This is a genomic window from Neorhizobium sp. AL 9.2.2 (genome assembly GCF_013317225.1).
GTDB classification, from domain to species: Bacteria; Pseudomonadota; Alphaproteobacteria; order Rhizobiales; family Rhizobiaceae; genus Neorhizobium; species Neorhizobium soli.
The window spans coordinates 827488-839709 of the sequence record NZ_JAALXU010000001.1 but is presented as its reverse complement, the minus strand read 5'-3'; the positions used below and the strand labels follow the sequence as shown (position 1 = coordinate 839709).

The window sequence follows — 12222 nt, the reverse complement described above, 5'->3', positions numbered from 1 at the left end:
CCCTCATGCAGTTGCAGACCGGCAAACCGACCATAGGATCAAAACGACAGCGGCGGCGGGAACGGCAGCAAAGGCGCCACAGGCAGCAGTTCCACCGCTATGAAGTCGAATACTTCATCCGGCAGGAATACCCAGGATGTCCCGAGTTTGCGGTTGTCCGCTTCGCGAGCCAGATGTGCACCGAGCCGAAGAACTGGCGGAATGCCACGATAGCCGACGCCGTCGATCACACCATCCAGAACACACTTCGGCATGAGTTGACTGAGTATGACCAGCTATTGCTTGTCGGCGTTCGTCGAGGGGAAGCCCGGCGACGGGTGCAGCCCAAGATTAATGCGATGATTGCGAGTTGGAAGAGCCAACACTCCCAATGATGATGCCCACCGATCATCATAGACGGCGATGAGTGATCTCTTTGGGAAGACCTCTGGCAACGACGACAGAATGCGCGCTCCATTTTTCACGAAGAAAGCTGCGGGGATGATGTGGGCTCTGATGAGCGGCTTATCCTCATCGCAGAATTTGCAGCGCATTGACTCCATTCGTAAATGAGAACAAAATAGGAACTTATACCAGTCATAAGGAGAGGCGACCATGCCCGCACCAGCCCGTCAAATCGACCATGACCAGCCGGACGACAGCGCAGAAGTCATCCTCGACGTGTATGCCGGTAACGCGCTTTCCGCGCTCCTCAGCATCATCGCAGACGTGGACGTCCTATGCGACAGACTTGAGACGGCGTCCTTGCAGCTAAGTTCTGGCGTCGCGCGGACTGGAAACAGAAGTTGCGGCATGAATTCCGAGGTGCAGCGGTTGGATTGCGAGTCTCGGCCGTAAAATACTGCATGGCTGGGGCGCCAGGATTCGAACCTGGGATGCCGGTACCAAAAACCGGAGCCTTACCGCTTGGCGACGCCCCAACAGGTCGGGGGCAAATCATTGCTGGCCCGGACCGGAAGTGGCCTTGCTCTAGCAAAGCTTTGCCGCCCTCTCAACGGCAAATTTCGGGATTGTCACGAATTAACGCGGGGTTTCGGGTTTACGCGCGTTGATCGGGTGTTAAACCTCGGGGAGATGACAACAAGCGCCCTTGGCGGCAGGACAGTTTTTGAGCATGCCGGAAGACCTTGATTTCGATCTGACCTTTTCGCCGTCCTACGGCGTGCCCGTGACGATCGCGGCAGGGGTGCAGCGGTTGACGGTGAACAATCCCTCGCCGTTTACCTTTCATGGCACCAACAGCTATATCGTCGGGACATCGTCGGTGGCCGTGATTGATCCGGGGCCGGAGGACGAGGCGCATTTTGAAGCCTTGATGGCGGCGCTTGAGGGGCGGCGTGTCAGCCATATCTTTGTCAGTCACACGCATCGCGACCACTCGCCGCTGGCACGGCGGCTGAGCCAAGCGACCGGGGCGTTGACGGTGGCGCAGGGGCCGCACCGGGCGTCCCGTTCCCTGCACGCGGGCGAGATCAATCCGCTCGCTGAAAGCGCTGATACCGATTTCGTGCCCGATATCGCGGCCGGTGATGGTGAGAGGATCGAGGGTGACGGGTGGGCGCTGACCGTCCTCCATACACCCGGCCATACCGCCAACCACTGCGCCTTCGCGCTGGAAAATTCCGGCATCCTGTTTTCTGCCGACCACGTGATGGCCTGGGCGACGACGATCGTTGCTCCGCCGGATGGGTCCATGGCGGACTTCATGGCGTCGGTCGAAAAGCTTCTGGCGCGCGGGGACGAAGACCGGATCTTCTTTCCCGGGCACGGCGGACCGGTGACCGAGCCCGCCTCTTTTCTGCGCGGCCTGCGGACGCACCGGCGGATGCGCGAGCGTGCGGTGCTGGAGCGCATCCGCGCCGGCGACCGTTTGATCCCGGATATGGTGACGGCGATCTATGCGCGCACGGATCCGCGTCTGCATGGTGCGGCCGCCCTTTCGGTGCTGGCGCACCTGGAAGACCTGATCGGCAAGGGACAGGTTGCGACGGACGGACCGCCATCGCTTTCAGGCATCTATACGCTGGCTTGATGGGCGCTTAGCCGCCGGTGATGCCGAGCAGTTCGGTATCGAGACGATCGAGGAAATCCTGGGCGATTTCAGCCCCGAGGCCGAGATCATGCGGGCCGAAGCGCGAGACGACGCGCAGATCCACGGATGTCGTCTCGGCATCTTCACGCAACCGGATCACGATATCGAAGCGCAGGCCGAGCACCAGCGTGCGGGTCTCGCCCTGAAGCAGCACATCGCCGGCGGTGCCGATCGTCGGCTCGAGCGTGAGTTCAGGCCGGCGCAACGGCACCGGCGCCACATCCGGCACCGGCGCCTGCTCGTCGCGGGGGGCTGCACGGGTGAGGATGTCGGGCTCCACCAGTTCCAGCCCCTCTGTCTTGACGATGCCGATCCGGGCGGACCGCAGCGCCTTCTGGACGCCTTCGTAGACCCGATCGACGGCACCTTCGTAACGTCGTCCGGTGAGGCGCGGATAAGCGGCAAACTGCGCGCGGCGCTCAGTGGGCGTGACCATCGGCGGGCGCTGCGGCAGGAAGCGCTGGTCGGCTGTCGGTTCGAAGACGAAGGCAGGCGGATCGGCGATATCGGTGGAGATGTCGTAAAGCGGCGGCAGCGTGAGATAGGACACGGTTCCCATCACCACGACGGCAAGCGGGACGGCTGCAAACACCAGCCCGTGTGCAGCAGCAACGCCTCCTCTTGCACCGACACTCCACAGCCGCGCGAGACCCAGCAGCGACAGCGGTACCGAGGCAGCCGCAATGGTTGCGGAACACAGAACAAGTGCCACGAAATCCGGCTCGTTCAGCGGCCCGAACCGATGCGCGACGGCTGAAACCACGAATAGAAGAAAAGCGCAGAAGCCGAGCCTGCGCCCGAAATAGGCGGCGCGGGAAACGGGCCGGACAAAGCGGACGGTCATTGTGTGAAAGCGGCTCCATGCAAAGTCTCGTTCCTTCTGTAGAACAGCGCGGCGGGGAATGGAATCCTTGCAGATTATTAGTCGCGGATCACCTGGCTTTCCGTCACGTTCCCAGATTGAGACAGGCGCATCACGAACCATTCGGAGTCTATGGACAAGAAGCCGCGTTCATCGCCGAGGTGATAGACGAGATCATAGTCCGTGAACTTGGCTGTGGGTGGTGGCGGTCCGAGTTTCGCCAGGACCTCGCCACGGCTCAAGCCTTCCAATGCGCCTGTCATCGCGAGCCAGTCAGCCATGCGGTGGCGTTTGGAAAAGCGGTCGTGCGGATCGTCATCTGCAGCGTGCCACCAAGCCTGCACAAAAGGAAATGGAACGCTGGTTATCATGTAGACCGCGAATAGGGCGGCGATGATCGCCCATGCAACAATGCCTACCTTCTTCATTCGGTCACACGAGTGCCGGGCCAATCCAACCTCCACTGGTGACAGGCTTTGACATGTCTGGAGCATTGCGTCGTTATAGGTTTGGTACCGAGTTGGGATCCGCGAAAGCGACCTCCGGATGCCGCAGCCAAGATCTGGAGCCTATCATGCGTCTTGCCCTTCTCGCTACACTGGCCGTCATCGGAACGGCACTCACTTCCTGCCAGACAATCACACCGGAGGAGCGGCGGGCGGCGGATCAGCAGTCCTGCGCGCGCTTTGGGTTCCGTCCCGGGACCGATTCCATGGCGCGGTGCCTGCTCGATATCGAACTCGACCGGCGCGCGGAGCGACGCGCATGGCGGGCGGAAAGCGATGCGATGATGTGGCGCCAGCCGATCGTGGTGACGCGGCCGGTTTATATTCACCGCCACTGACCGGTCAGCTCTTCGTCCGCTCGATCGCTGCCTGGGCGGCGGCGAGCCTTGCGATGGGGACGCGAAACGGCGAGCAGGAGACGTAGTCGAGATCGGCGTTTTCGCAGAAGCGGATCGAGGCCGGGTCGCCGCCGTGTTCCCCGCAAATGCCGAGTTTCAGGTCTGCCCTCGTCTTGCGGCCGCGCTCTGCTGCAAGCTGGATCAGTTCGCCGACGCCGTCGAAATCGAGCGAGATGAAGGGGTCGTGCTCGATAATGCCCTTGCGCTGATAGGTGGGAATGAAGGCCGCGGCATCGTCGCGGGACATGCCGAAGGTGGTCTGGGTGAGGTCGTTGGTGCCGAAGGAGAAGAACTCGGCGGTTTCCGCGATCACATGGGCGCGGAGGGCCGCACGCGGCAATTCGATCATCGTGCCCGCCAGATAGGCGATCGGCACGCCGGTTTCGCGGGCGACATCTTTCGCCACCGCATCGATGACGCCCTTCACGTAATCCAGCTCCTTGCGCAGGCTGACCAGCGGCACGAGGATTTCGAGTTCGACCGGTTCTCCGGTGGTCTTTCCGGCTTCGACAGCCGCTTCGAAGATAGCGCGTGCCTGCATTTCGGCGATTTCCGGGTAGGAGATGGCAAGCCGGCAGCCGCGGTGGCCGAGCATCGGGTTGAACTCGTGCAGCGCATCGATGCGTCTGGCGAGGAAAGCGGGCGGCATGCCCATGGCGCGGGCGACGTCGTCGATCTCGGCCTCGGTCTTGGGCAGGAATTCATGCAGCGGCGGATCGAGCAGGCGGATCGTGACCGGCAGGCCGTGCATGATTTCGAACAGTTCGGTGAAATCCGACCGCTGCATCGGCAGAAGTTTGTTAAGCGCTGCGCGACGGGCCTTCTCGGTTTCCGCCAGAATCATCTCGCGCATGATGTGGATGCGGTCGCCTTCGAAGAACATGTGCTCGGTGCGGCAGAGACCGATGCCCTCAGCGCCGAACGAGCGGGCGGCGCGGGCATCCTGCGGCGTATCGGCATTGGTGCGCACGGTCATGCGGCGGGTCTTGTCGGCCCAGGCCATCAGCTTGCCGAAATCGCCAGACAGCGCGGGCTGGGTCATCGGCACGGAGCCCTTCAGCACCTGGCCGGAGGATCCGTCGATGGTGATGACTTCGCCGCGCCGAAGGCTGACGCCGTTTGCGGCAAGAAGCACCTCGTTGCGCAGATCGACGCGCATGGAGCCGGCACCGACGACGCATGGAATGCCCATGCCGCGGGCAACGACGGCCGCATGGCTGGTCATGCCGCCGCGGGTGGTGAGGATCGCTTCGGCGGCATTCATGCCGTGGATGTCTTCCGGGCTGGTCTCGATGCGCACGAGGATGACCTTGCGGCCTTCCTTGTCGGCTTCGACCGCCTCCTCGGCGGTAAACACGATCTCGCCGGTCGCAGCGCCCGGCGATGCAGGCAGGCCGGAGCCGATGACATGGCGCTCGACGCGCGGATCAATGGTCGGGTGCAGCAGCTGGTCGAGCGAGGGCGGATCGATGCGGCAGACGGCCTGACTCTCGGTAATGACGCCTTCCTCGACCATGTCGACGGCGACCTTCATGGCAGCACGGGTGGTGCGTTTGGCGTTGCGTGTCTGCAGCATCCATAATTTGCCGCGTTCGATGGTGAATTCCACATCCTGCATGTCGCAGTAATGGGCTTCCAGCCGGTCGCAGATCGTGCGGAACTCGGCGAATGCCTGCGGCATCAGCTTTTCCATCGACGGCTTGTCGGAACCGGAGGCAAGCCTGCCCTCCTCGGTGATCGATTGCGGCGTGCGGATGCCGGCGACGACGTCCTCGCCCTGCGCATTGACGAGGAACTCGCCGTACAAGGCTTTCTCGCCGGTCGACGGATTGCGGGTGAAGGCAACGCCTGTGGCCGATGTCGAGCCGAGGTTGCCGAACACCATGGCCTGGACATTGACCGCGGTTCCCCATTCCTCGGGGATCCGGTGCAGCATGCGAAAGGTTTGTGCGCGCGGGTTCATCCAGCTGGCGAATACGGCAGCGATCGCCTTCCAGAGTTGCTCATGCGGATCCTGCGGGAAACCGGTCTCCAGTTCCTCTCCGATCAGCTGCTTGTAGAGGGAGACGATGTGCTGCCAGTCGGCGGCGCAAAGTTCGGTATCGTATTCGTGGCCGAGCCGCGCCTTCTCGTCTTCCAGGATCTCCTCGAAGATTTCGTGGTCGAGGCCCATCACCACATCGGCATACATCTGGATGAAGCGGCGGTAACTATCCCAGGCGAAGCGGGGATCGCCGGAATCTTCAGCCAGCGCCTGCACCGTCTGGTCGTTGAGGCCGAGATTGAGGACCGTGTCCATCATGCCGGGCATGGAGGCCCGCGCGCCGGAGCGGACGGACAGAAGCAGCGGCTGAACGACGGCACCAAACCGGCGGCCGGTGATAGCTTCCATGGCGGCAATGCCATCGAGCACTTCGGCCTTCAGGACGTCGGGCAGCATTCGCGCGTTTTCGAAATAATGGGTACAGGCATCGCAGACGATCGTCAGTCCCGGCGGCACCGGCAGGCCGAGGCTCGCCATTTCCGCGAGGTTTGCGCCCTTGCCTCCAAGACGGACGCTGTCACCAGCGCCTCCTTCCGCCTTGCCATCGCCGAAGCGATAGACCCATTTCGCCATTTCGCATCTCCACCCAGTCTTCTCAAGCATTTACAGCGTTTATGATCGTTTGGGAATTATGCGTCAGGATTATGTTGCAGCGCAGCAAAATCGGTGAGTTGTCATGCCTGACAGGAAAGTGACGTGCGCATGTTCTAGCGCGTCTCTATAACGCCGCCGGAACCTGCAGGGCCTTCGATGACCATCACGAGACGGAATGCTTTGAAACTGACGGGTGTCGTGTCTGCGACGGCCGCCCTTAACGGCGCGCTGCTGGCGGAAGGAACGAGCGCGGCGATGGCTGCACCTGCCCTGCCCTTTGCCGTGACGACGCCTGTCCATGTGGATCAGGCGGCGCTTCGGGTGCGGGACCTCAAATCCATGACCGCCTACTACCAGGGCATGCTCGGGCTCGAGATCATCGAGCAGGATGATGTTTCCGGCGATCGCGTCGTGCTGGGTGCGGGGGGATCGCCGCTTCTGCATCTCGTCCGTTCGGCAGAGGCCGCCTTCGAGACGCCGGGGTCTGCCGGTCTGTTTCACATCGCCTACCTGATGCCGGACCGCGGCGATCTCGCCCGCTGGCTGGTGCATGTGGCGCAGCGGCAATTTCCGATCACAGGATTTGCTGATCACAGCGTCAGCGAGGCGGTGTATCTGACCGATCCCGAAGGAAACGGCGTCGAGGTCTATTGGGATCGGCCGCACGAAATGTGGACATGGGAGGGCGAGGTGGTGACGATGGGCACCGAGGCGCTCGACGTGGACGATATCGTCGCCAATACCGACATCAACCGCGACACCTACACAAAAGCGCCCGCCAACCTCAGGATCGGTCATATCCATCTGCGGGTCGGCGAGATCGACAAAGCGCGGGCCTTCTATGGCGATCTGATCGGCCTGTCATCGACACGCGGCACCAGAGACGACTCGGGCTTCTTCTCGTCCGGCCATTACCATCACCACCTCGCCTTCAACACCTGGCAGAGCGCCGGTGCGGGAATGCGGGAAGAGACGCAAACCGGGCTCGACTGGTTCTCGCTGGAATTTGCGGAAAAGAGCGACCTGCTGGCGCTGAAGGACAAGCTGAAACAGGCGTCGGTCAGCTTCACGAGGGCTGTCGATCATATCGACATTCTCGACCCCTGGGGGACGAATGTGCGGCTGACGGGGCTGTAAGGACGCCTGCGCGCGGATGTCGGAAAGAGATGAAAACGCTTTGCGGGGCCGGATCACATCGGCCCCGCAAAGCCTTCCGCACAGGACAGGAAAACCCGTGCGGGGGGTCTCTATATCGGCGGTACTTCGATGCTGAACTTGCGGCATCGAGGCACCACACGTCAATATGATTTTAGTTAAATTACACTACGCCGAGACGATGATGTCCCATATGAGTAAATTGACGTAGGTAGAAATACGGAGGCCGCGACCGGTTGACCGGGAAAGCGCTGGCTTAGCTGGCTTCGCGCAGCAGTTCCGCCGTCTGCAGATCGACCGAGACCAGCTGCGATACACCCTGCTCCGCCATGGTCACACCGAACAGACGGTTCATGCGGGCCATGGTGATGGGGTTGTGGGTGATGATGATAAAGCGCGTCTCGGTCGACGCGGCCATCTCGTCCATCAGGTTGCAGTAACGCTCGACATTGTGGTCGTCGAGCGGCGCATCCACTTCGTCCAGCACGCAGATCGGCGCCGGGTTGGTGAGGAAGACGGCAAAGATCAGCGCCATCGCCGTCAGCGCCTGCTCGCCACCGGAGAGAAGCGTCATGGTCTGCGGCTTCTTGCCCGGCGGGCGGGCGAGGATTTCGAGGCCGGCTTCGAGCGGATCGTCGCTCTCGATCAGCTGCAGCTCTGCCGTGCCGCCATTGAAGAGATGCGTGAACAGCCGCTGGAACTGCTTGTTGACCACATCGAAGGCGGCCAGCATGCGCTCGCGTCCTTCGCGATTGAGGCTCTGGATCGCGCCACGCAGTTTGCGGATGGCGTCGATGATGTCGTCGCGCTCGTGGATCAGAGCGCTGAGCTTGTCGGAAAGCTCCTTCTGCTCTTCCTCGGCGCGCAGGTTGACGGCACCGAGCCGCTCGCGCTCCATCTTGAGCCGGTCGACTTCCCGTTCGATCTCGCGGATGTCGGGAAGCGTGGCGCCGGGCGCGATGCCGGCGATGCGCATCACGTCATGCGGCTCCACATTGAGCGCCTCGCGGATGCGCAGCTCGCCCTCGTGGCGCTTTTCGGCGGCGGAGACCAGACGCTCTTCGGCACGGCCGCGTTTCTCGCGGGCTTCGGCGAGTTCGGACAAGGCCGTGGCGGCGATCCGGTCGGTCTCGCGCTGGCGGGTTTCCGCCTCGACCAGCCGATCGGAGGCGGCCTTGCGGGCAGCTTCCGCCTTTTGCAATTCGTTGATCAGTGCCCGGCGGCGCTCGTCGAATTCTTCAGGTGCTGCTTCGAGATCGACGATCTCGTCGCGCGCCTCTTCCTCGCGCTGGCGCAGGCTGCCGATATGATCGGCGGCGCTGGTCATCCGGGAGACCCAGGTGGCGCGTTCCTGGGCGATGGCGGCGATGCGGCGCTTGCGCGCCTCGATCTCGCGGCTCTGGCCCTCAAAGGCGGCGCGCGCTTCGGCGAGACGGCCCCGATCGGTGGCGACGACGCTCTGCTGGTTCAACAGCTTGGCATCGATGGCGGAGAGATCCGGTGCGTCCTCGAGCTCGATGCGGGCGTCTTCTTCCTGGACACCGAGATCCTCGATCTGGCCGGTCAGCTGGCTCACAGCCTCCGCCACCACATCGCGGCGACGGGTAAGATCGCCGGCAGCCCGTTCGGCGGCCGCAAGCGCATCGCGGGCATCGCTCAACTGGCGGGCGGCAAAGCGGCTGCGGTCGCGCGCTTCGGCGAGCCGTTTTTCCTCAATCGAGATGGCGGAGCCGGCTTGCGCCAGCGCATCCTCGGTTTCCGACAGGATATCGCGGGCCTCGTCGATCTCACCTTCCAGCTCCGACAGACGGTTTTTCTGGGACAGGCGAAGGGCGGCGGCACCCGGCGCTTCGGAGCCGGAGACATGGCCATCCCAACGATAGACGGCGCCCTCTCGGGTGACGAGGCGCTGGCCGGGACACAGCAGCGGCATCAGCCTCTCGGCGTCGTCTTGCGAGATCACGCCGATCTGCCCGAGCCGGCGCGCCAGTTCCGGCGGCGCCGTGACATAGGACGACAAGGGCAGCGCACCCTCGGGCAGGCCGGGATCAGCGGCGCCATCTCCATTGATCGACCAGTGGGCGGAGGCAGAGGCATCGACAGGTGTTTCGAGATCATCGCCGAGGGCTGCACCAAGCGCTGCCTCATAGCCACGATCGACGCGGATCATTTCGGCAACGGGAACGAAGCCACCGGACAGGGCGCCGGCCGCCAGCATGCGCGAAATCGTGCGCTTTTCGGTTTCGAGCGCGTTCAGCGCCGATCGGGCAGATTCCACCGGGCCGCGGGCCATCAGTTCGTTCGAGCGCGCATGGGCGAGCGCCGACTCGACTTCTTCGGCCGCGATCGTCGCATCTTCGACGGCGATTTCGGCGGCTTCCACCGCGTCCTGCCGCTCGGCCGGATCGTCAAGGCCATCAAGCTTTTGTCCGATCGCGTCGAGTTCGCCCGTCGCATCGGCCATCTGCCGGTCGAGGCGCTGGCGTCGTTCGGCGAGATCGCGGATCAGCCGGTCGAGCGCGTTGCGTCCGGCGGAAGCTTCGGCACGTTCGGCGGTCACCGCGGCAAACAGCTTTTCGCTGTCGGCAAGCGTTGCGGCAGCTGACTCGAAGTCCTCACGCAGGTCTTCGGCTTCCGCACCAGACTCCGCCAGCGTCTCAGTCAGCTCGGCTTCTTCGCCATCCAGCTTGTCGAGGAAAGCGGTGTTGTCGGCGGCAAGCTGTTCCTCGCGGCTTATGTCTTCGGCAAGCTGGGAGAGCCTTCGCGTCAGTTCGTCGCGACGGCGCAGCAGGCGGCCGGCTTCTTCCTCGAGCTGGCCGCGGGCGATCTGCAGGCGCTGCAGGGCGGCACCGGCCTTCGCCTCGTCCTCGCGCAGTTCCGGCAATCTGAGGCTGGCAATGGCTTGTGCCTTTGCCGCTTCCATCTGCCCTTGCGCCTTTTCGGCGACGATATTGGTGGCCTGGTTGAGCGCGGTTTCGGCCTCCGCCTCCGCCTCGCGGGCCTGGACGAAGCGGATATGCAGAAGCATCGCCTCGCGGGCGCGGATATCGGCCGACAGCATGCGGAAACGGTTGGCCTGGCGGGCCTGGCGCTTCAGGCTTTCGATCTGGCTTTCCAGCTGGGCGACGACATCTTCCAACCGCTCCAGATTGGTTTCGGCGGCGCGCAGGCGAAGCTCGGCTTCATGGCGTCGCGAATGAAGGCCGGAAATGCCGGCGGCTTCTTCCAGAAGCTGGCGACGGGCCTGGGGCTTGGCATTGATCAGCTCGCCGATCCGGCCCTGTCCGACCATGGAGGGCGAGCGTGCGCCGGTCGATGCATCCGCGAACAGGAGCTGCACATCCTTGGCGCGGGCTTCCTTGCCGTTGATGCGGTAGAGCGAGCCGTTCTCGCGCTCGATGCGGCGCGACACCTGGATCTCGTCGGCATCGTTGAAGGCAGCCGGCGCCGTATGATCGGAATTGTCGAGATAGAGGCCGACTTCGGCGCTGTTTCGGGCCGGACGGTTGCCCGATCCCGAAAAGATCACGTCGTCCATGCCGGACGCGCGCATGTTCTTGTAGGAGTTTTCGCCCATCACCCAGCGCAGCGCTTCGACAAGGTTGGACTTGCCGCAGCCATTGGGGCCGACCACGCCGGTCAGCCCTCGCTCGATGATGAATTCCGTCGGCTCGACGAAGGACTTGAAGCCAACGACGCGCAGCTTGTTGAATTTCATGCTGCGCCCTTTCTCCCGCCGACGGGTCCCCTACCCGCCGGGGTGGCGATCTTACAGAAGGCTGTCGAAAAGCTTCGACATGGAGTCAACCGTCATATCTCCGGAGTATTTCTTGCCGTTGATCAGGAAGGTCGGTGTGGAATTGACGCCGAATTCCTCGTTGCCCCGCTTAACGACCGTATTAATGTCGTCGAGAAGCTTCTGGTTCGTCAAGCAGGCTTCGAAACTCTGCTGTGAGTAACCTGCAAGCTTGACCGACTGCAGGAGAGCGCCGCGCACATCCTTGTCGGCAGGGGCTGCCCAGGCGCGCTGCTGCTTGAACAGCATCGAGACCATCGGGTAATACTGCGCCGAGGTTGCAAGTTCGGCCGGGTTCTGCGGGTTGCAGCGGGCCAGCATGAAGGCAGCGGTCGCGACCGGATCGAACGGGAATTCGCGGATGATGAAGCGAACCTTGCCGGTATCGATATAGTTCTTCTTGATCGTCTCGAACGTGGTGTTGTGGAAGTGTGCGCAATGCGGGCAGGTCATCGACATGTATTCGATGACGGTGACCTTGGCGTTTTCTTCGCCGAGCGCCATTTCCGGCAGGGTGCCAGGCTTCAGCGCCGCCGCCATATCCACATCGCCCTGCGATTCCGGAAGTGCCTGGGCAAAGGCGTCGGACATGCCGAGCGGCAGCGACAGGCAAAGCGCCGTGACCGCCACTCCGCCGAGAAGCGCGCGTCTGGTGATGGTCTTATCGTTCAACTGCATGGAACACCCGTGTTCGAGATTTGAAAAAGTTTGATATTCCGTATCGTGGCGTCCTGGCCCCGACAAGCGGTGGAGTGTTAAATCCCTTCAAAGAATT

General features: G+C 62.9%; 9 protein-coding genes and 1 tRNA gene. 4 read left to right on the top strand and 6 right to left on the bottom strand.

From position 1 onward, the window contains the following. Positions 1 to 5: 5 nt before the first annotated feature. Positions 6 to 374 (top strand): DUF2293 domain-containing protein, encoded by a 369-nt coding sequence (locus tag G6K99_RS03960; protein WP_174195774.1) that lies wholly within the window; start codon positions 6 to 8, stop codon positions 372 to 374. Positions 375 to 846: 472 nt separating this feature from the next. Here G6K99_RS03960 and G6K99_RS03955 read toward each other — a convergent pair. Next, a tRNA-Gln gene (locus G6K99_RS03955) sits at positions 847 to 920 on the bottom strand. Positions 921 to 1114: 194 nt separating this feature from the next. On the opposite strand from G6K99_RS03955, the gene G6K99_RS03950 reads away from it, so the two are divergent. Further along, the gene (locus tag G6K99_RS03950) at positions 1115 to 2032 is read left to right on the top strand and encodes an MBL fold metallo-hydrolase (protein WP_174195773.1); all 918 of its coding nucleotides are present in this window, start codon (positions 1115 to 1117) and stop codon (positions 2030 to 2032) included. Between the two features lie 7 nt (positions 2033 to 2039). On the opposite strand, the gene G6K99_RS03945 is transcribed toward G6K99_RS03950, so the two are convergent. Both G6K99_RS03945 and G6K99_RS03940 read right to left on the bottom strand, forming a co-directional pair. Further along, entirely contained in the window at positions 2040 to 2936 is an 897-nt protein-coding gene (locus tag G6K99_RS03945) for a DUF1499 domain-containing protein (RefSeq protein WP_174195772.1), read from the bottom strand. A 77-nt stretch (positions 2937 to 3013) separates the two neighbouring features. After that, complete coding sequence (locus G6K99_RS03940; protein WP_174195771.1) at positions 3014 to 3382, bottom strand: hypothetical protein; 369 nt, start codon at positions 3380 to 3382, stop codon at positions 3014 to 3016. 146 nt (positions 3383 to 3528) lie between these two features. Here G6K99_RS03940 and G6K99_RS03935 point away from each other — a divergent pair, with 146 nt between their 5' ends. Then, positions 3529 to 3798 carry a hypothetical protein gene (locus tag G6K99_RS03935; RefSeq protein WP_113166749.1) on the top strand — a complete coding sequence of 90 codons (270 nt, stop codon included), beginning with the start codon at positions 3529 to 3531 and terminating at the stop codon, positions 3796 to 3798. A gap of 4 nt (positions 3799 to 3802) precedes the next feature. Here the strand turns inward: G6K99_RS03935 and ppdK are convergent, their stop codons facing one another. Continuing rightward, positions 3803 to 6475 (bottom strand): pyruvate, phosphate dikinase, encoded by a 2673-nt coding sequence (gene ppdK, locus G6K99_RS03930; RefSeq protein ID WP_174195770.1) that lies wholly within the window; start codon positions 6473 to 6475, stop codon positions 3803 to 3805. A gap of 177 nt (positions 6476 to 6652) precedes the next feature. Between ppdK and G6K99_RS03925 the strand changes: the two genes are divergently transcribed. Next, entirely contained in the window at positions 6653 to 7633 is a 981-nt protein-coding gene (locus tag G6K99_RS03925) for a VOC family protein (protein ID WP_174195769.1), read from the top strand. Between the two features lie 274 nt (positions 7634 to 7907). Here the strand turns inward: G6K99_RS03925 and G6K99_RS03920 are convergent, their stop codons facing one another. Beyond that, on the bottom strand, positions 7908 to 11369 hold the full coding sequence (locus G6K99_RS03920; protein ID WP_174195768.1) for a chromosome segregation SMC family protein: 3462 nt from the start codon (positions 11367 to 11369) through the stop codon (positions 7908 to 7910). Between the two features lie 51 nt (positions 11370 to 11420). Beyond that, positions 11421 to 12125: a DsbA family protein gene (locus G6K99_RS03915; protein WP_062453601.1), complete on the bottom strand. Its 705-nt coding sequence runs from the start codon at positions 12123 to 12125 to the stop codon at positions 11421 to 11423. Positions 12126 to 12222 lie beyond the last annotated feature (97 nt).